Genomic DNA, 20,811 nt, shown 5'->3' on the forward strand with positions numbered 1-20,811 from the left:
AATGGCAATTGCAACTGGCCAAATAACTATCATCGATTATAATGACGCACTTACACTTACTGGATATATCCAGAGTAATCATCCTAAAACTCAGATGTATAACCCGGATAACGGTACGTATCAGCCGAACTGGGCATCATCCAACCTGGTCTTAACTCCATCCCTGTTTAAGCTTGGTACTGCTACAGATATTATTACAGATGCAGCAGTTCAAAGCGTTCAGTGGTATGACGTAACCACCGGGTCAGAGGTTGCCATTACAGCAAATGCCACTCATGTTTTCAGCGGCACGAAAAACCATATCCTGACCATTAAAGCCAACACTCTGGCAGGTCTTCCTGGTAAGGACTACATGTGTAAAGTTACCTACAAGGATCCTTCGACCGGACTGGATCTGATCCACAAGTTTGATATCTCCTTCTCTCGTGTCGTAAATGGATCAGGTATTACAGATGCCGTATTGACGGCACTTGACGGAGCTGTTTTTAAGAATGGTTCTGTCAGTTCCTTGAGACTGAAAGCTGAACTGTGGCGTGGATCCACGATTGACACCACCTCAGTTACTTACACCTGGTACATCATGGATTCTTCTGTATCGACCGATCAGGGCGGCGGAATCGGATGGCGCAAAATTACCGCCGATACTGCTAATGTAATTACAGGCTATAACCTTGACACTTTGACCGTCTACCCGGCAGCATTCAATAACATCGGAGTCTTTAAAGTCTACATCAAGGACACGGATGCCGCTTCACCCACCAACGGAACCAGCTTCATTGACACGATTACCCTTGCTGACCAGTCCGATCCCATTCAGGTATCCATTACTTCAACCGGTGGAGATGTCTTTAAGAACGGTTTAGGGTCTACTACTCTTACCGCTAAGCTCTTTCAGGCAGGAACCGAGATTGATGCTGGAGGAACGAAAACCTACCGTTGGTATAAATACAACTCAGCAGGCACCCTTGTAACCGGATGGGGCGGAGCCACGGACTACAAGACGGGCAAATCAATCACCGTCGGTGATTCGGATGTTGATACAAAGGCAACGTTCCTGGTGGAGGTGTCGTAATGGCACCTCTTGCCGTTGGGCAATTTACAATCACTGACCTTAACGATGTCAATATCTCAACCACTCAGCCGACAAATCCAGTTCTGAATCAGCTTTGGCTAGACACCTCTTTGGTGCCTAACCAGCTGAAACGGTGGGATGGGACGACTTGGATAATCATCAATGACACAAATAGAATCACGCCTTTTATTAAGGGCACTCAGACCTCTAGCACGGCTTCATGGACCGGAGACGCCCCGTTTGAAACGTTGGAGAATGGACAGCAGATCACTTACCTACTGACCCAGGCTCCGAATGGGACAGCTACACTGAACCTTACTCTAAAAGGAGGAGGGACAACCGGTCCCATCAATTGTTACTACCTGGGATCCTCAAGACTCACGACTCACTTCGGGCAGGGCAATGTGATCCGCCTGACCTACCTGGTAAATAACGTAATCTCGGGAACGAATTATACGGGTTGGTGGGCAGATGCCACCTTCAGCGATGGGAATACCTACGACAGAGTTTTATACAATCGAGCCATCACTGCCAAGTCAGCCATCACGGCTGGATATCTTTTAGTCGCAGATAGCACCTCGAATTTCTTCCATTTATCGAAAAATGTGCCCTTCGAAATCGATAAACCAATCCTGTATGCTGGAAGCGCCATTGCCGCCAGTGCCTCCGGGACAAACAATTACACCGTCTACCCAAGCGGTATATCAGTCCGGAATAATAGTGGAAACGGGACCCTTGCATTCACCACCAATAAGGCGATTTACATAGAAGGGACTTTGAACGGTCTGCTTTTTACTCCAACTGGAATCAACCTCTTCACGGACACTCCAACAAACAATTCAAGCGTTTATATGCTGATTGGGCAACTTCATGATACCTACCGATTTTCACTTTATGGTCAACATGAGATGTACCGCTTTGATAATGGGGTGCTCAAATCATTCGCTCAAATAGCCGCCGAAGCAAATGGAAAGGTGGACAACCTTACGACCAGAGTAACCACAGTAGAACATAAAGTCACACCTTCTGAAATTGTTGGAGTGATTGAGCAAGCAACGGAAATTGGCGGAGAGAGAAAATTTGCCAAGACTTCTGATGTGACGCAGGCTATCGATGACTGGACGGCAGAGTTCTCCAAAATCGGCGGAAAGAACCTGATCCCAAACAGTAACGAAATGATCCTCTCATCCAGTTACCTGATCAATGAGTACACGACCAATGAGGATCTGATTGCAGGGGAGTGGTACACCCTATCACTCAAGGGCTCAAAGCCTGCAGGGCAAGAATTTGGCGTATGGATGAATTCCGGACAGACGACCGTTGGGATCCTCGGACACAATGGCAATGGAGTCTATTCCGTCACATTCCAGGCACCCACTCCACAGACAGGAAAAGAGCGGAAGATCAGTATCTACCAGCCACCCATTAACACCCCGGGAGCTGCAGTAATCGAATGGATCATGCTGGAGAAGGGAAAAGTTCAAAGTGACTGGACACCAGCACCTGGAGAAATTTACAGCGGGCGTACAAGGATCAATATTGACGGTGTGTTTGTTGGAGTTTCAAACAGTGATATCAATACGCATATCAATCACCGAGGCATTACAGTTCTCGACATTGAGGAGCCCATTGCTTCCTTTGGTGAGGCTGGAGCGGTTATTGCCCAGCTTAAATCCGAGTCGATTATCGGGGATATTATCAACATCCTCCCAGCGGATGTCACCTTTGATGTGGGACCAGCAAAATCAATCAAAACCATTTCTGCAGCACTGGAATCTTTGGATGCTGACGGAAAGCGGATAAGGTTCTTAAACGGCAAGAAAATCCTAATCAATGTGTATGGCGAACTAAGCGACAATGTCTACATCAACGACTTCATGGGCGGGGAATTGGAGATTTTCTTTCAGCCCGGGGCAAAACTAAATGGACATATAACAACCCGAGGGAACGCTTCTCGGGTTATCATCCGTGGAGCCTCCGGAGCTAATGGAACGATTAAACGGGTCAATGCCACTCATCCGATCAACTCAACCGGGGATAAGTACATCCAGGTTGATCGAATGAACATCGATGTCAACGATGGAACGGAAGGTGGAGTTCGAGCAGACAAAGGATCCTTTGTGTATGTTGCTAACTGTGACTTTGTGCGCACCAATTTTGCCATAATGGCCTATGATGCTGCTCAAGTCTTTGCGATCGCTAATCGTGGAAACTGTGGAGCTAATGCATATCGGACCAGCAGTGCAGCGATCTATGCCAGAGGAACTGCACCAAACTGCTCAGGAGCTGTTGAATTAAGCTATGGTCACTATTTCGCCAGCGGGACCATTACTAAGACGGCATCCGCCTACTCACCGCCAGCGGCAACGGCTAAGACATTCACGGCAATTTTTAAGCCCAAGAAGATCTACACTAAGCACCATGGTACAAATACCATTTCTACTTACTACGGAAACAATGCGGCTCAGGGAAAATGGGATGGTATGGCCAATTGGGAAGATGCTTGCTTTGATTTTGGATCAGAAATAGCAGAATTCCTGGAAGGTGGCACTAACCCGGTTGTTAAGATTAGGCTTCATCGTAAGAACACTACCCACGGACCATCGACCGGAGTGGCACCAGATCCATACAGCTTCTCACTGAGTGGATTCACAGGGGTTAACCGTGGAGCATGGGGCAATCAGGTAACCGGTTCACCGACTCTATTTCCATCAAGCGGAACGACACTGAAATTCTACTCAAGTGTCCTCAATTCTGGATATGCGATCTGGGATGATTTGGAGGTTGAAGCCAGTGTCACAAGGACAGTATAGGAGGAAACATGTTGTATTTTGACGGAATCAAATGGAGGCCTTACACGAAGAAGGTTTCCTATTCGCAGATGATCACAGAGTATGACGATGACGCAACAAGGTTTCAAGGATTGCCAGATCTGAAGGTTGAAGATGTGACGCTAACAGATGATCAGCTAGGCAGGCTGGAAGCTATCAAGCATGTGTATAACCTTGGATCTGAAGAAGCAACTCGGTATGTATTAAATGGTGACTTGACCAACGCCCCGGAAAGTCTGCTCCGAGCCGATTCAATCAGCAAATCAAACGAAGCTCTCAAATCCCTAATCGATTTTTCGAATGCTCCGGCTGAAACGCTGAGCCAGTTGAAATACCTGATCCGAACTTATGACCCGACAGCCTTTTACAAGACGAATGATCTGGTGGAGGCAGAAGGCGTACTCTATGTTGTGCTTCAGTCACATTCTGCTCAAAGAGATTGGATTCCAGCTCAGACTCCGGCACTTTATGCGCCAAAACTGACAAGTCTTGATGGGACACCAAAAGAATGGGTACAGCCTGGAAGCACGAATCCATACATGAAAGGGGATCGAGTGCTATATAAGGGGAAGGTCTATGAATCAACAATCGACAATAACGTATGGAGTCCGGATGGCTATCCTGCCGGATGGAAAGAGGTGTAATAGTGGCGTATGAAATTAATCCGGTGGAACATGGGAAGATCCTGGCAGAGGTAGGGCGACTAAAGGACGATATCAAGGCAATGGAACAACGTGTCGATGAGCTGGAAGCCATCGCAAGACGCAATGACACGGAGCATCAGAACTTCTCGCTGGCATTGGAACGGCTGAACGGGGTGCCGGACAGCCTGAAGAAAATCGAAAACTCAATCATGGTAGTAACGCCATCACAGGCCAAACAAAACGGCAATGGCTGGCTGGCGATCCTACTGAAAAACCCAACATACCTCATGTGGATCATCCTTGGAGCTGTTATCATCTCCATGGTTCTCATGGGGTATAGCTTTGTCGAGATCAGTCAGGTCCTGGAAAAAATGAGATAGGAGAAACTAATGGAAATCAAAAAAGCAGAGAATTACAACGGCAAGATTTCAACTTTGCGAAGAAACACAACCTTCAAAACCCCGCAAAAGTGGGATGTGATCGTGAACCACATTACGGAAGGGCTGATGCCCGGAACCTTAAACTGGCTTACAAACGTGAAGAAAGTAGAGACTTCACCCGGTGAGCTGCACTATGCTGCAGAAGTATCTTGCCATTTCCTGGTAACCCGGAAGGGTGAGATCTACCAGCTGGCGGATCTGCACCATGGAACATGGCATGCATTGAAGCGCTCACCATCCGCCAGGATCGTCAAGGAACGCTCTGCACCACCAAACCTCTACACGGTAGGGATTGAGCATGAAGGCGTACACAAGGAGACCCAGGGGCGCTTGACGGCCGCACAATACGAGGCAACGCTTTGGCTGCATAAATACATCATCGAGCAGTACGAGGCTACTTATAAGGAGCCTTTTTTAGTTGATCGGGATCACATCTTAGGTCACTACGAGGTGGATACAGTCAACCGATCAATAACAGATCCGGGCAGGGAGTTCCCCTGGGAGGAGCTTCTGACCGATCTGATCAAATGGGACAAGGAAAGAAAAACAGTGAAGCAGGACCCCAAGAACGGCCCCTACGTGAACGATAAGGGCGAACGGCTTTGGTTCAGGGTACTGGCCGGATCCTACAAAACTCGAGCAGAAGCAGAAGCGGCACTCAAGGAACTGGAAAGCAAAGGATTTAAAGACTCATGGCTGATGGCAGCCTATGTAAAGGAGAAATAAAATGACTGAAAGAACGATTATTATTGATGCCATAATTAAGATGGTGATGCTGCTGGTAACGGCCGTGCTGGTGCCGGCACTCAAAGAGTGGATTGACCGCAACCGGGACAACAAAGAGATCCAGTTGGTGCTTCAGATGGCAGATATCGCGGTAAAGAGCGTGGAAAACGATCTGAAGACTGAGACAGGGCAGAAGAAAAAGGAAGAAGCACTGGCCCGGCTTGCCTGTCAGATCCAGGGTTGGGGAATCAAGGGATTTACGAGCGAAGAACTTAACCATTACATTGAAACCGCCGTGAAGGAAATGTGGGATCAGGAGTTGCCAGAGCCGGTGCCGATTTTGATTGACGCACCCGATCCCGGCATGTAAAATAGTTATGACATCATAGGCATGACATTAAAAGAGCCCTCGGAGTGATCCGGGGGCTTTTTCTTTTCTTGATTTTTTATCTTACCTGTTATTATCGTTTAACACCCCAGTATACTCAATTAAAGAGAATCTTACTTCGGAATTATTACTAATAACTATCTCATCAAATTCATCTCTGATTTTATCGCGCTCATCCGCTTTGTTCTTACCGACATAAAAGATGTTAGGGTTTATCATATAACCATTAAACTTTTCAACTTTTGCTATGTATTGGAGTTCCTCCAATTTCTTCAAACTCTTGGAAACGGTGGTTTTATGAATATTTAGTTCTTGTGAAATATCCTTTTGTTTAATTGATGAAATGTTATTGGTATAATTAATGTTAGATAGCAAATAAAAGAAAATTTTGTAATCTGTGCCATGCAGCTCGTCACTATAAAGCGGCTCGAAAGCTGGTATAATAAACGCTCCCCAGTAAATACTATATGCCATAATGCAAAATCTCCTATAAAGTTAGTTTGTATACCAGATTGTAGCTTAATTATGGTTTTCTGGCAAACAATCTTGGTATAAAAACCAACCTTTTCTTAATTATTTTTTGGCTGAAGTTAGATTATATGAGTCGTCTCGAAGATATTAACCTTATCGTGACTCCACATATATATATTATATAAATTGTATGATACTTGCTATAGTTTAGTTACGGAAAGGATCATTTCTTTCAAGTACCTATTGACACGTACAATAGGAGAATGCGTAAGACTATCGCTGTATACCCCAGTGATTGTAATAGCATTAGGTTAGTAATTCTAACGAGGGTATATTAAAGAGCCACTGAAAAGTGGCTTTTTCTGTAGGTAGAATTTTATGATTAACATCAATCAACTACTTGATCATTACAATCTTCTTAAAAATTCCAGATTAGAAATCGTGGCCGGGAAAAAAGGCGAAAATGAGCTAATTGAGGTTTTGTTTGATGACACTCATTTTAAACATCTCGCAGGCATACATAAATTAACAGATACAGTTTTCGCAACCGGAAAATTTTCATCAGAAAAATTTTGTGATGAGGTGAGAAGAGGAAATATTACTCAAGCTGATTTGGAAAAATCCGCTTTTTTCTCTAAGGGCTCTTTTAATGAAGAAGATCCTCCGAAAGTACGGTTTGAATTACTTTATAATTTAATGAACATGATAGACCAGCATGTAGTAGAGCCACATAAAATCAGCAAAGGGAGTTGTCGGAGCATTAAGGCTCATTTTCAACTTCAAATCATGTGCGAGCTTAATGTTCGGTTTTTCTTGCAACGTGAAAAGGGTACGTTATACTATGCTCCTGTAACACTTATCAGAAACAATGATATAAGATACAATTGTGAAAAACGAACTTTAGTGTATCTATCAATTTACGATTTTAAATCCCAAAAGCGAAAAGAAGTTCATAGATTGAAAAATTTTATTCCTCAATTTGATGAATCGGATAGGATAAAAATATAATGATATGAAAACCGAAAATATAAATTATTATCCTGAAATTATAGATTGGATAGCGTTTATTGATGAAAGCGGCGATCATGATATAAAAAACCTATTAAAGAAAAAAAGATCTGGTGTATCCTTCGATATCATGAACTCTAAAAGAAGTAATATAAATTTTTGTATCTCGGCATGTATATTTTATAAAAGTGATATTGAAGACTGTAAAAATCTTATAATGTGTCTAAAAAATAAATATTGGGACCTAGGTAAGTTTTTATATAATGATGGACTAAGAAGAGTTTGTCTCCATTCTAGAGATATCAGAAGAAAGACTGGTCCCTTTAATCCTAGATTTATTAATTACGATTCATTTTGGGAAGATTTACAAGCGATATTGAAAGCTTCTAGATTTACAATAGTTTCATCTTACACTAATAAAGCTAAACATGTTCAAAAATATAAATCACCATTCCCTGTATACCCTTTAAACATGGAGTTTATTATCGAGCGTTTAATTAAAAATTTTAAAGGAGACGGAATATTAGTATTAGAATCAAGAGGTATCAATAATGATACTAATTTACTTCGTACTATCGATCATTTACTCAACCATGGAAATAGTTTTATTTCAAAAAAAGATTGCGGCAAAATTAAAGGTGTATACTTTAATACTAAATGGAGTTCAGACTATCAATCATCATATTTTGGCATTGAAATAGCTGATTTAGTAGTTTACTCTGTTTCGAAATTTTGTAAAAGTGGATCAAAGGATCCGATTTTTCAAGCGATTGAATCAAAACTCGATAATTTTCCTAATTACTACGGATATGGTATAAAAAAGTTTCCTTAGTTGAAACAAACCGCCGTTTACTAATTCAATAAATCTAGCTTAAAAACTAGAGGTTTTTTTGTCCACTCCACCTGTTAGAATGTATGTACGACTAACGAGGTGAGACAAATGAGTGAAAAAGACTTCTTGAAGGCAGCAATCGATGAATATTTCAGGACTGGAAACCCAATCTATCAGGCGGATGGCCGAATGGTGCATGTCAATCTGAATACAATCACCAGGTACAAGCAACTGGCAGGTCCTGTCCAGTACTCAGAGTTTTGAGGTACGGCTGTTTGCCCGGACTGACAGACATCCCTCATGGGTAGGTTCCGAGATGAGATCTATTGGTGCCTGGAGTGCAGGGAATTGTTTAACATGATTAGGATATTAACCTTGGAGCCATCCAGGGGCTTTTGTCTATTTATGGTAGTATGATGATCATAAGTACAATTTACGAGGTGTGTTATGAGATTATCGGAATTAAAGTTCATCGAAGAAACAAGTATGCATACAGTAGCATATGGAGTAGGCGAAGGTACGATTGAGACCACTGAATATGAGTGCCCATGCGGAAAAGGCAGAGTAGTTGACGAGGATGACAAAACTCCTGGTTACAGGGAATCCGCAATTCTAATTTATTGTGATAATTGCCGTGAAAAGTATGAACCGGATTATTCAATTCACGGCTTAAAATTAAAAGAGCAGACTGGAGAGCCTAGTTAGGCTCTTTTTCTAATTGGAAGTATCTTTTAACAAGGTCGTCCATGATCTCGTCGTCTCCTAGAATCAGCATTATCAGTTCATCATCTGTCATCCTCATCACCCCCTTATGATCTATAACTATGTTAAAATCAAGGAAATGGCACAAAATGGGGGAAATATTTTTAATGTTAACTTGGAGCGAGATTGAATCAAAGGCGGTTGCCTTTCAAAAACGGTGGAAGAAAAATTCCGGAGATGAGAAGCAATCTGGGCAAACCTTCGAGAAAGACTTTATGGATGTCTTTGGAGTGGAGTGGCGAGATGGACTCCATGAGCATCCGGTTTATTTAAAAGATGGAACAACTGGATATATTGATTATTTCATTCCAGGGAAGATCCTGATTGAAATGAAGTCGAAGGGACAGTCATTGGCAAAGGCATACACTCAAGCGATGAGTTATGTTCATGCTCTGAAGCCGGAAGAGATTCCAGTGTTGGTCATGTGCTGCGATTTCGATAAGATTGAAGTTTACAACTTAAAAAAGGATCATCCTTACAAACCTTTCAAGGTTAGCCAACTAAAGCAGCATGTGCGGATATTTGGGATTCTGGCTGGATATGGACTCACTGATGAGGAAAAGACTGAGATTGAAGTTAATACCGATGCCTCTTACAAAATGGCAAAACTTCATGATGCTCTTAAGGAAAAAGGATATGAAGGACACTCTTTGGAACTGTATCTTGTCAGGCTCTTATTCTGCCTATTTGCAGAAGATACTGGCGTCTTTGAAAAGGAAGCCTTTGAGAAGTATATTGAAGCTTCCAATCCAGATGGATCGGATCTGTCGATGCGATTGATGACATTGTTCTCCATCCTGGATACTCCAATGGATAAGCGTCCCAAAGGACTCCCGGATGATTTGATGCGCTTCAGGTACATTAATGGATCCATCTTCAAAGATCCGCTTCCACTGGCTTCATTTGACTCCAAAATGAGGGGGCTTCTACTGGAATGCTCTAAGGACTTCAATTGGTCAAAGATTTCTCCGGCAATTTTCGGAGCGATGTTCCAAGGGGTAATGGATCAGGAGGAACGTAGAAGCTTGGGAGCTCATTACACTTCAAGAGAGAATATTATGAAGGTCATCCAGCCATTGTTCCTGGATGAGCTCTATGATGAGTTTGAGCGCAATAAAACAACTCGAAAAGAGCTTTTAGCCTTCCAGAATAAACTGGCATCACTCCACTTCTTGGATCCTGCCTGTGGCTCCGGAAATTTCCTCATCGTTGCATATGAGGAACTGCGAAAACTGGAATTTGAAGTATTAAAGCTAATGTATGATTACCAGGAGAATGTTTTTCTGGATGCGATGATTCTGGTCAAGCCAGAGCAGTTTAATGGTATTGAAATCGAAGACTTCCCGGTTCAGATAGCCAATCTATCGATGATCCTGATGAAGCATCTGATGGATCAGGAAATCAGCAATTACTTTGGGGTAAATGCTGTTGACTTTCCGATCCGAGATACGGCGCATATAGTTCAAGGAAATGCACTGAGGATAGACTGGAATGATGTAGTTACCGCTGAAAAGCTAAATTATATTATGGGCAATCCTCCATTTATTGGAGCCGATCAACAAACTATGGATCAAAGAGCAGATATGATTGATCTGTTCGGGTCAAAGGTCAAACTAGGATATTTAGATTACGTTGCTTCTTGGTTCTTTAAAGCAGCGGAATTTGTTGGAGAAAATCGAATTATCATCGCTTTCGTGTCTACTAATTCAATAACGCAGGGAGAGCAGGTTCCCACCTTGTGGCTTCAAATGGAAAAGGTAAACTACGAAATAATTTATGCTTATAAAACTTTCCCATGGGAGAATGAGGCTAAGGGGAAAGCGGCAGTTCATTGTGTCATAATAGGATTCGCACACAAAAACTATGCACCGCTAACTAAAAAGTTATTCTTAGAAGATGGTTCTACCAAATTAGTTTCCTATATATCTCCTTATCTTTATCCAGATATTAAATTAATAGTAGAAAAGAGGAAATCACCTTTAGCCGATATATCCCCAATATTCTTTGGCAGTAAACCAACTGATGGGGGGAATTTTATCATGACTGAACAAGAAAAAGATGACTTGTTAAATACATGCCCTAGTGCCGAAAAATGGATTAAGAAATACATTAATGCTGAAGATTTTATTAATAGAAGATATAGATGGGTTCTATGGTTGGCTGGGAGTAATTTTATCGAGCTTCATAAGTGCAAACCAATTGCCGATAGGATTCAGGCCGTGAGGGAGTTTCGGTTAAAAAGCAAGGCTGAAACTACACGTAATGCAGCGGATACACCACATCTTTTCAGGCAGAATGCTCACCCTGAGGAAGGTTCATATGTTGTGATTCCCGGAGTGTCTTCTTCTGAGAGGAAATATATACCTTTGGGTTTTGTTACAACAGACACTGTGGCTTCAAATGCGACATTTATCGTGCCCGAAGCATCTCTGTTTGAGTTTGGAGTGCTAACTTCCAATGTGCATATGGCATGGATCAGGATATTTGCAGGCCGCTTAAAAAGTGACTACAGATATTCAAAAGAACTGGTTTATAACACTTTCCCATGGCCGGAAATAACAGATATGAGCCGTAAAAAAATTACGGCTTCAGCGGAAGGTATTTTAAACGCGAGGAACTTATATCCAACTGCTAGCTTATTACAACTTTATAAATCTTCCTCCATGCCACCTGAACTTCGCAAAGCCCACCAGGCAAATGACAAGGCCGTTTGGGAAGCCTATGGCAAAGCTTGGGATATCACCTCGGAAGACGACTGCGTTGCTCACCTGATGAAGCTGTATGCTGAGATGACAAAGTGATCTTAGTAATTCTTGTCCAGCCAAAACAGTATAGTCAAGATAGTAAACGAAACGGAGGGGAATGATTTGAAGATTAAATGTACTATTCTGAGTGTTGCAATGATGATGGCTCTGGTCGGTTGCTCTTCGGCTCCTGCTGTTACCTCATCTACTATAAGCGCCACTACGCCTGTAACTGTGGCAGCTACAATACCGTCAACAACTGGAGTGGCTACTTTGCCAGTAACCACTCCAGTAACGACACCGGCAACTACTCCTTCAACCACCAGCCCCATTGATTTGAAAGACACTGACCTCGAATTGGTATTGGGTTACTTAGAGCTTAATCTTGGTGACTGGTTTTCAATTAAGGAAGATTCCGAACACGAGGTTTTCCGGTTGGAGCCAAAGGAACTGACTAAGGCAACATTCATCATGTTGGATGAAAGCTCTGGTCCGATGTTGGAACAATGGGCAGAAATGAAAGATAAGATATTAAGAGTTAGCGAGGAAATATATTCAGAGGTTCCAGAGTACCGTTTAGTGGTAACTAATTGGGGTGAGAAATCGGACTATCTACTATTTTCAGTGAAAAATGGTCAAGTACTTGATGATTATCTTACTCCTGAGGATAATGAGTAATTCTATGAAGAAGGATTAATATAAATTCTCAATCGAAAATCCACATTCAACTGCGGATTATCTGTCGATGTAAAATTATAATATAAAGACAGAAAAGTTGTTGAGAACCGGTACGATTTTCATTCTTTTCCCTTCTCTATACCGAAAGGTCTAGGGGTACCCAATGACATTCATTATTATGGTTTTACCTCCCATAGTAAAGAACAAACCTTCTGACGTCATATGAAGTGTGTGAGAGCTTCATATGACTCTTTTTATGCACTAACGGTCAGGGTTGGAAAATGTAAATAAAAGAGCCTCAGAGTGGGGCTCTTTTTTATGCATTTTTTGAAGTCTATGCAAAATGTCACTACTCACGGGTTACTCACCGTACAAAGGGAAAGACCACCGGAAACCGCCTGCATGGCGAATCCGATGGTCTATGGTGGAGATGACGGGAGTTGAACCCGTGTCCGAAAGCCGAGCTTCACTGCTTTCTCCGAGTGCAGCTGTCCGATTTAAATTCCCGTCGTGAACGCCCGGCAGCAGGCTTTCAGTCAGGTAGCTTCATTAATCCCGTTCCGGGGGGCAAAGCTTATCCCCGGCTCGTTTTACCGGATTTTTGACGCCCTGTTCCTGACTCCGGTGGATCAGGGCAGAACGTAGCAGCTTACGCTGCTAATGCAAAATTATCTTCTGCGTTTACAGTTTCCTGTGGTTTTTTAAAGCCAGGACTACAGGCTCCTTCTACTCGCTTACAGAGACACTCCTGCCCCCGTCGAAACCATTACATCCCCATATCATCTGGATCTTATCCAGTCTCTTATTTTATACCATCTGTAAATGAAAATCAAATTAAATTCGAACAAATAGGCTTGTCGGCAAGATCTGTTCGGTTTATCCCTATAATAATAACACAGGGAGGTGTGAGATGAATCGAATCATTTATGGCGACAGCCTGGTCGGGCCTTACGGAAATCCGGGGGGAGCTGCCTGGTCATTACAGCTGGCTGCCCGTCCGGAACTGCGGATTTGCCACGTTGTCTGGCATAACGGGTATACCATCTCCGATCTGATTGCCTGTCTGACCAACGATGTCCTCGTACATCGACCGGACCAGGTACTGATCCTGTGCGGCAGCAATGATGCCATCTCAGGGCGCAGCGGAGAGCAAATCACAGCATCTCTGCACTTTATCGGAGAGCAGCTCAAAGGCATTGGGGCCAGACCGGCATGGGTTCTGCCGCCGCAAATAGATCCTGTGGCTGCGGCTCGCTGCTTTGGGGATCCCGTCGTTCTGTATGAGCAGGCCAATCAAGCGCTGAAAGAACTTCGGGCTATTTTTCAGGATGATAGGCCGGGAACAGGACGATGCATCCTGGACCTGGAATCAATCCGTCTGGACTGGCTGTTCCTGGGGGGGACAGCCTATGTAGATGGACTGCATTTTACAGCGTTGTTCCATGAATATATCGCATCCCGGGCCGATAAGTGGTTGAGGGGTAATCCATGACGGCTTTTCAGTCTGAGAATCGCAATTTCAATCAACTGGCCAGGAGGAGAATGCCATGAATAAGACAAGAATTCTGCAGGCGGGTCTGCTGCTGATGGCAGGTCTGACAACCGCCTGCAGCCAAACTCCGTCGTTTACGACCAGTCAGCCTGCAACTGATGCGGCCGGGGTGCCAAGGCAATTGCCGCCAGTGGAAGCCCGATCGCCGAATACTAATTATCAGTCTGCCTTTCCCGGTCAGACCAGAGTTCCCGGCATGCGAACGGACTTTCCCTTCCAGGTGAGCATTTTAACGGAACGACTGGAATCCCCCTGGAGCGTCAATTCGCTGCCCGATGGTCGACTGATTGTAACGCAAAAAGCCGGAAGCATCGCGATCGTGGATTCATCCGGAACGGTCAGTCCGCCGATTACCGGTTTCCCGCCCATCGAGTCATCCGGACAGGGCGGATTGCTGGATCTGGCACTGGATTCAGATTTTTCATCCAACCGGTATCTGTTTTTCACTTTCTCGGAACAACTGGAGCAAGGCTCTGTAACGGCTGTAGGCAGAGCCCGTCTGGCCGATGACGAGCGGTCAGTAGAAGAGGCAGTCGTTTTATATCGCGCCATGCCGGCAGATGGTCGGGCGGCCCACTATGGCAGTCGCCTGAGCTTTGACAAATCAGGAAATCTTCTGATTACCACAGGGGAACGCCAGTCAGCCTCGACCCGCGTGAAGGCTCAGAGCTTAGACAACGGATATGGCAAAGTGCTGCGCATTACCCGGGAGGGACAGGCGTTAGCGGATAATCCGTTTGTCGGACAGAGCGATGCCATGCCGGAAATTTATTCCTATGGTCATCGCAATGTTCAGGGCATGGCCCTTCATCCTGAAACCGGGGATATCTGGATCAGTGAAATGGGGCCAAGGGGTGGGGATGAATTGAACCGGATTCTGCCCGGAAAAAATTATGGCTGGCCGGTGATCAGTTATGGGATTGAGTATTCTGGATTCAAAATCGGAGAGGGGCTCACTCAAAAGGCTGGCATGGAACAGCCGGTCTACTATTGGGATCCGGTCCTGGCTCCCAGCGGGATGACCTTTTATACCAGCGACTCAATCCCCGAATGGCGCGGCAATCTGTTTATTGCCGGTCTGGCCGGTCAGCACATTGCCCGAATTGTTCTGAAGTCGGATCGGGTAGTGGGAGAAGAACGGCTTCTCGACGATGAAAATCAGCGGTTTCGCGATGTGGCACAAGGTGCGGACGGCGCGATCTACGCGGTAACCGACAGCGGTCGGCTATACCGGATTGGTCCCTGAGTTCATTGAATGATTTCAGATCAGTTGTAACCGGATGCAAGAGACGGAATCGGGCTCGCAACCTCCCGGCTTCAGGGTAATATCTTTAAAACACTTTCTTTTGTCACTGCTGCTTTTCGAAAAGGAATGCTTCATCAGAACCTGCAAATGAGCCAGTCAACCGCCGTTAATCCGGCGGGTTGACTGGCTCATCCTTGTGCGCCCGGCATGGGCGATAACTTGGTGGTGCAAGTCCACTACGCGCTCGGTAGCAGGAAGCGTTAGCCGAAGGCAAGGGTGTCCATCGCGAGGTGGAATCTGAAGGCAGTCGGATGTCAGGGCGAGGAGTTCTGGCGGGCAAAGTTCTGGGCCGACGAACAGAAATCTCATATAAGGCCACAACCGGAGGACGACTCTGCAAGACAAGAAGAAGTCCAATGCTACCCGGATCCGGACATTATGTTTAAATTGTGGTAAATGGGACGGCTACATGGAATGAAGGTTATCGTTCTTACCCGGGGAGGTCTCACAGACATCCATCAGGAAATCCGAAGGATGGAGTAAAGCTTGCTGTGAGAAGTCAGCCGAGGCCATAGTACCAGGATTTTTTTCTGGGAAGGGCTGAACAATCGTAAGTCTTAAGTAACGACTCAGAAGGAGGTCGACGTGTGAAAGCAGAATACCGAAAGGGCTGCCTGCAAAGGGATAGTGCGGAACACAAAGAGTATGCAGGAGCGCAGAGCGTCGAGGCTCGGAAAAGGAGCGAACAAGGCGGTGCTAAGGACCTGTTGGAGGAAATTCTGGATAAGAGAAATCTGTTCGAAGCCTACAAAAGGGTCAAGGACAACCGCGGAGCACCTGGCATCGATGGAATGACCGTCGAGGCGGTACTGCCATGGTTGCAGGAGAATGTGGAAGAGCTCAGGCAGAAGATCCGGGAAGGGAAGTATAAACCCGACCCGGTTCGACGCGCAGTGATTCCCAAACCAGATGGAAGCGGCGAACGCATGCTGGGGATTCCCACGATCATTGACCGAATACTCCAGCAAGCCATTGCCCTCAAACTGGCCCCGATCTTCGAATCGGTGTTCGCGGATGAAAGTTATGGTTACCGACCGGACCGGAATTGTCAGAAGGCCATGGCGAGAGTCAAGGAGTATGCAGACGAAGGCTACATCCATGTTGCAGAAGTAGACTTGTCCAAATACTTCGATACACTCAACCACGAACTGCTGATGAATCTTGTTCGTCAGCATATCCAGGACAAACGAGTGACACAGCTCATAAAGAGTTATTTGAAAAGCGGAGTCATGGAAAAAGGGGTGGTCACCGAAACGGAGGAAGGTTCACCGCAAGGCGGGCCGCTCTCCCCCCTGCTGGCTAATATCTACCTGAATCAATATGACTGGGAGATGAAGCGCAGAGGGGTGGCCATTGTTCGGTATGCCGATGACATCGTGGTACTGGCAAGGAGCCAGCGAGCCGCCGAGCGTCTGTTGGAATCCAGCAGAAAGTACCTGGAAGAGAAGCTGAAGCTAAAACTGAATCAGGAAAAGAGCCGGGCTATCAGTATCTATTCGAGTAAGTTCAAGTTTCTGGGCTACGCCATGGGCAAGAATAAGAATGGAAACTACATACGAGCCCATAAAAGCTCCCTGAAGAAAGCCAAGCAGAAGTTGAAGGAGAAAACCAGGCGCAACCGGGGAAAGAACGTACGAGAAGTCATGAAAGAGGTCAAAGCCTATATCACAGGCTGGCTGAACCACTACTACATCGCTTCAATCAAGAACACGCTGATTGAGTGGGATAAATGGCTTCGAAGACGACTGAGAATGTACATCTGGAAGCAGTGGAAGAAACCCAGAACAAGGGTGGATAACTTGCGGAAACTGGGAATCCCGGCATGGCAAGCCTACCAATGGGGAAATTCCAGGCTGGGATATTGGCGTATTGCCGGAAGTCCGGTCTTGGCACGCTCCATAACAAACGAAAAGCTCGTACAGGCAGGATACTTTGAAATCCTTAATCAGTACGAGCGAATGCGTAAGCACTAAAGCGATTGAACCGCCGTATACCGAACGGTACGTACGGTGGTGTGAGAGGTCGGTAGCTGAATTAATCAGCTACCTCCTACTCGATTGCTCAATAAGTTTGTGCGCTTCAATGGCTCTGCTGTACGCTCATTCGATCCCGGCGATCCCGGATAATGAGCAATGCAATCACGATCAGGCCGGCGAGGGACCCCAGTATTCCCGCTTTCAGGCCGGGGATTTCATAAGTAAAGGAAATGGTGGAAGCACCGGGAGAAACCTGGATGGTCTGGAAGCCCAGATTCTTTCGGATGGGTACTTTCTGACCGTTCACCGTGGCCTGCCAGCCAGAATCCCAGGGAACGGTAAACAGAAGTGTTTTTTCCTGGGCAGCATTCAGGACTGCCTGAAAACCATGCGTGTCCCGTTGAAAATCGGACACGGCACCGGATCGTTTTTCCCGGGCGATCGCTGAGGTGGTTCTGGCTGGATTCTCCCGGTAGGCCACCAGGTTATCAGGAATGGGATCTCCCGGTTCGATAACCAGTGCCTGGAGCAGAATCCGGGGACGCTGTGCTTCTTCATAGCTCATCAGCTCTGCCCGGGTAATGTAGGAGTCCAGCGGAAAGCCCAGAGGAATAAAGTCAGGGTTTTCACTGACGTAGAGATCAAAGAAGCCATTGCTCTTTTGGGAACGGGGAATGTAGTCCTCCAGCTGGGTCAGATCCACCCGATACCTGACCGAGAGCAGGGTCAACAGATCCTGCGCTTGGGCTGGAAACAGGGAAGCAGCGATGTGCTGGATTCCGACCGTTTTAAAAAAGTCATCCGTACTGGGTGAATTGGTGGTGATAAAGGAATTGACCGAAGGAATATGGTTCAGCATCGACAGGTTCCAGCCCGCCTCGTAGGTGTAGAAGCGGTAATTCTGCTGGTTTTCCCCCTCAGGAGCTGTCAGATCCAGTTCCGCAGTCCGGTCAAAGTAGCCTTCGGCATACTGGTACGTTTCCTCCGGTTGAAAACTTCGGATCAGATGGATGCTGTACAGCCCGGTCAGGACGGAACATACCAGAGCCAGCAGGGTCAGCTTCCGGGCTCGCTCCCGATCAGACTGTCTGAATATATAGAGCGTAAGTCCCAGTCCGGCCAGAGCGATCAGGGCGGACAGGACGAACTCAAAGGGGAGCTGGATCATCTCGGGGTTCACCCGGTCAGAGATCACGAGTGTGCCGATGAATGCCAGAGCAGCGATGATAATGATTCGTACGCTGCCGCGGCGCACTGCTCCGGAAGCCGTCTCGAGGCTTTGGATGGAGAAGGAAACCAGAATCAGCAAAGGCATATAGAACCAGCGGGCATAGTAGTAGCCGTTGAACAGCGCAAAGGCTGAATTCATCACCGGAATGAGCATGAGTGGGAAGAGAACGAGCAGAAACCGGCGAGCCAGTCGCTGGGTCCGAGCCGCGGCCAGGACCATGGACAATCCAAGACCAGGCAGGTAGAGCGAGGCGGAGGAAAAGTCCCACGGGTTGATGCTGGTCGAGCGGATCATGCTCTCGGCCGGAAACACCAGAGCTTTCCACAGAGTCAGGTAACGCTCCAGGGGATAGCGCAGTCCGTCAATGCCTGTAATGACCTGGCTGGCTTTGGGACTGCTGATGATGAACAGTGCGGAAGGGATGAGCAGGATGGAGGCAGCCAGAGTCCCCAGAACCCCTTCGCCCAGTACGCGCCCGAATGCCAGAAGGCGCTCACGGCGATTTTCACTTTGATAGAACAGGAAAAAGTAGAGGATCAAAAACAGAACCTGACCATAAAAGAAGAAATAGTTCAGCAGCGCGCACAGGGCAACTGTCAGGGCGAAGCGGCCCCGTCGCTCATCCTGAAGCAACTGGTCCATTCCCCACAGCAGAAGAGGAAAGAACACAATGACTTCATGAAAATGATAGTACATCAGATTAATGTGCGAAAAGCCGGAAAAGGCATAAAGCAGCGAGCCCAAAATCGCATAATCCAGGTTTCGGACATGACGCTTCAGCCAGAGAAAGCTGACCAGAGCGGCAGCAACATACTTCAGAATGAACAGCCAGCCGATCAGATAGGGAAAGGCCGATTCCGGAAACAGAGCGCCCATCCAGAAGAAGGGACTGCCCAGAGTATAAAAGCTGAAGGCACCGATGAAATTGACACCCAGATCGGTATACCAGTCCCAGGTGGAGGCTCCGTTCCAAATGGCCCAGGCTGAATGCCGGTTAAACGGAATCTGCTGATGGTTGAAGTCCGACATCAGGGTGAAGCGGCCTCCGTCCAACAGAAGATAAGGCAGGAACATCGCCAGGGCAGCCATCAGGGATAACAGCAGAAGCCGCCGCAGCGCGGCGGTTTCCTCATCGTTTGGGTGATTCATCCGGGGCAGTCGATATGTCATGAGTAAAACCTCGTTTATCTGCAATGATGTAGTTGGGGCGGTTGCGGGCCTCCTCGTAGATGCGGCCGATGTAGCCTCCGATAATGCCCAGGGAGATCAGCTGGATCCCTGAAAAGAATGTAATGGCGGTCATGAGGGACGCCCAGCCGGCGTCGGTATGCCCCCTGAATTTCTGAACCAGGGCATAGATCAGCACGAGAAAAGAGATCAGAACCGTGAAAAAGCCGATGGAAGTCACGATTTTCAGCGGCTTGGTGGAAAAGCTCATGATTCCATCCATGGCCAGTCGCACCATTTTTTTCAACGTATAGTGCGTTTCCCCGGCCAGTCGTTCCTGCCGCTGGTACTCGATGGCGGTCTGGCGATATCCGATCCAGCTGACCATGCCGCGGATAAATTTGTTTTTCTCCGGCATCTGGCGGAATGCTTCCACCACCCGGCGGTCCATTAACCGGAAATCCCCGGTGTTTCGCGGGATTTTTGTATCGCTCAGAGAGTCGAGCACCCGGTAGAACAGCGTGGCCGACCAGAGCTTGAATCTGGATTCTCCGGCTCGGGAAGCGCGGGTGGCATAGACCACCTCATAGCCTTCCTGCCATTTCTCGATCATGGCTGGGATCAGCTCCGGCGGATCCTGCAGATCGGCGTCAATCAGAATGACTGCATCCCCCCGGGATTCCAGGATTCCGGCAGTCACGGCATTCTGATGACCGAAGTTCCGGGAGAAATGGATCACCCGGCTGTGAGGATCGTCCTGAGCGATCCGGTTTAAAATTTCAGGTGTCTGGTCCCGACTGCCGTCGTTGACGAAAATCAGTTCGTAATCCAAGGTATTTGCCAGGCTTTGCATCACCGCCTGAAGACGGCGATGACATTCATTGGCAACTGCTTCTTCAAAATACATGGGAATGACGATCGAAATCAGCATGAATTGCTCCTTGAAGACATAATCTAGTTCAAGATTACCTTGTCCAGGCCAC

Annotated in this window: 17 protein-coding genes and 1 other RNA gene; 14 read left to right on the top strand and 4 right to left on the bottom strand. The window is 46.4% G+C overall.

The genetic code is table 11. From position 1 onward, the window contains the following. Position 1 precedes the first annotated feature (1 nt). The 6 genes from P6M73_RS06145 to P6M73_RS06170 are packed head-to-tail and all read left to right on the top strand — an operon-like array spanning position 2 to position 6,083. Positions 2–1,072, top strand: a complete 1,071-nt coding sequence (locus P6M73_RS06145; protein WP_277855235.1) for a hypothetical protein — start codon at positions 2–4, stop codon at positions 1,070–1,072. After that, positions 1,072–3,885 carry a hypothetical protein gene (locus P6M73_RS06150; RefSeq protein WP_277855236.1) on the top strand — a complete coding sequence of 938 codons (2,814 nt, stop codon included), beginning with the start codon at positions 1,072–1,074 and terminating at the stop codon, positions 3,883–3,885. Before P6M73_RS06145 ends, P6M73_RS06150 begins: the two co-directional genes overlap by 1 nt. An 8-nt stretch (positions 3,886–3,893) precedes the next feature. Beyond that, complete coding sequence (locus P6M73_RS06155; RefSeq protein WP_277855237.1) at positions 3,894–4,547, top strand: carbohydrate-binding protein; 654 nt, start codon at positions 3,894–3,896, stop codon at positions 4,545–4,547. Positions 4,548–4,549: 2 nt separating this feature from the next. Continuing rightward, the gene (locus tag P6M73_RS06160; protein ID WP_277855238.1) at positions 4,550–4,927 is read left to right on the top strand and encodes a hypothetical protein; all 378 of its coding nucleotides are present in this window, start codon (positions 4,550–4,552) and stop codon (positions 4,925–4,927) included. Between the two features lie 9 nt (positions 4,928–4,936). Further along, complete coding sequence (locus P6M73_RS06165; RefSeq protein WP_277855239.1) at positions 4,937–5,713, top strand: N-acetylmuramoyl-L-alanine amidase; 777 nt, start codon at positions 4,937–4,939, stop codon at positions 5,711–5,713. 1 nt (position 5,714) lies between these two features. Further along, positions 5,715–6,083 carry a phage holin gene (locus P6M73_RS06170; protein WP_277855240.1) on the top strand — a complete coding sequence of 123 codons (369 nt, stop codon included), beginning with the start codon at positions 5,715–5,717 and terminating at the stop codon, positions 6,081–6,083. 81 nt (positions 6,084–6,164) lie between these two features. Here the strand turns inward: P6M73_RS06170 and P6M73_RS06175 are convergent, their stop codons facing one another. Continuing rightward, complete coding sequence (locus P6M73_RS06175) at positions 6,165–6,575, bottom strand: replication/maintenance protein RepL (protein WP_277855241.1); 411 nt, start codon at positions 6,573–6,575, stop codon at positions 6,165–6,167. A 375-nt stretch (positions 6,576–6,950) separates the two neighbouring features. Between P6M73_RS06175 and P6M73_RS06180 the strand changes: the two genes are divergently transcribed. From P6M73_RS06180 to P6M73_RS06200, 5 genes are all read left to right on the top strand, one after another. Then, on the top strand, positions 6,951–7,580 hold the full coding sequence (locus P6M73_RS06180; RefSeq protein ID WP_277855242.1) for a PBECR4 domain-containing protein: 630 nt from the start codon (positions 6,951–6,953) through the stop codon (positions 7,578–7,580). Between the two features lie 4 nt (positions 7,581–7,584). Further along, complete coding sequence (locus tag P6M73_RS06185) at positions 7,585–8,412, top strand: DUF3800 domain-containing protein (protein WP_277855243.1); 828 nt, start codon at positions 7,585–7,587, stop codon at positions 8,410–8,412. A gap of 447 nt (positions 8,413–8,859) precedes the next feature. Then, positions 8,860–9,117, top strand: coding sequence for a hypothetical protein (locus tag P6M73_RS06190; protein WP_277855244.1), 258 nt, complete (start codon positions 8,860–8,862; stop codon positions 9,115–9,117). Positions 9,118–9,263: 146 nt separating this feature from the next. Further along, positions 9,264–11,975 (top strand): DNA methyltransferase, encoded by a 2,712-nt coding sequence (locus P6M73_RS06195; RefSeq protein WP_277855245.1) that lies wholly within the window; start codon positions 9,264–9,266, stop codon positions 11,973–11,975. 66 nt (positions 11,976–12,041) lie between these two features. Further along, positions 12,042–12,596: a hypothetical protein gene (locus tag P6M73_RS06200; RefSeq protein ID WP_277855246.1), complete on the top strand. Its 555-nt coding sequence runs from the start codon at positions 12,042–12,044 to the stop codon at positions 12,594–12,596. Between the two features lie 422 nt (positions 12,597–13,018). On the opposite strand, the gene ssrA is transcribed toward P6M73_RS06200, so the two are convergent. After that, positions 13,019–13,372, bottom strand: a transfer-messenger RNA (tmRNA) gene (ssrA, locus tag P6M73_RS06205). A gap of 134 nt (positions 13,373–13,506) precedes the next feature. Between ssrA and P6M73_RS06210 the strand changes: the two genes are divergently transcribed. The 3 genes from P6M73_RS06210 to ltrA all read left to right on the top strand — a co-directional run bounded on the left by P6M73_RS06210 (position 13,507) and on the right by ltrA (position 17,427). Further along, on the top strand, positions 13,507–14,088 hold the full coding sequence (locus tag P6M73_RS06210) for an SGNH/GDSL hydrolase family protein (protein WP_277855247.1): 582 nt from the start codon (positions 13,507–13,509) through the stop codon (positions 14,086–14,088). A gap of 55 nt (positions 14,089–14,143) precedes the next feature. Beyond that, positions 14,144–15,394, top strand: coding sequence for a PQQ-dependent sugar dehydrogenase (locus tag P6M73_RS06215; RefSeq protein WP_277855248.1), 1,251 nt, complete (start codon positions 14,144–14,146; stop codon positions 15,392–15,394). 647 nt (positions 15,395–16,041) lie between these two features. Then, positions 16,042–17,427, top strand: coding sequence for a group II intron reverse transcriptase/maturase (gene ltrA, locus P6M73_RS06220; protein WP_277855249.1), 1,386 nt, complete (start codon positions 16,042–16,044; stop codon positions 17,425–17,427). 106 nt (positions 17,428–17,533) lie between these two features. On the opposite strand, the gene P6M73_RS06225 is transcribed toward ltrA, so the two are convergent. Both P6M73_RS06225 and P6M73_RS06230 read right to left on the bottom strand, forming a co-directional pair. Further along, positions 17,534–19,831, bottom strand: coding sequence for a YfhO family protein (locus P6M73_RS06225; protein WP_277855250.1), 2,298 nt, complete (start codon positions 19,829–19,831; stop codon positions 17,534–17,536). Continuing rightward, entirely contained in the window at positions 19,791–20,759 is a 969-nt protein-coding gene (locus P6M73_RS06230; protein WP_277855251.1) for a glycosyltransferase family 2 protein, read from the bottom strand. Before P6M73_RS06230 ends, P6M73_RS06225 begins: the two co-directional genes overlap by 41 nt. Positions 20,760–20,811: the final 52 nt, after the last annotated feature.

Origin of the sequence: Anaerococcoides asporogena (assembly GCF_029590275.1) — a bacterium.
Classification (GTDB): Bacteria; Bacillota; Clostridia; order Clostridiales; family Clostridiaceae; genus JG1575.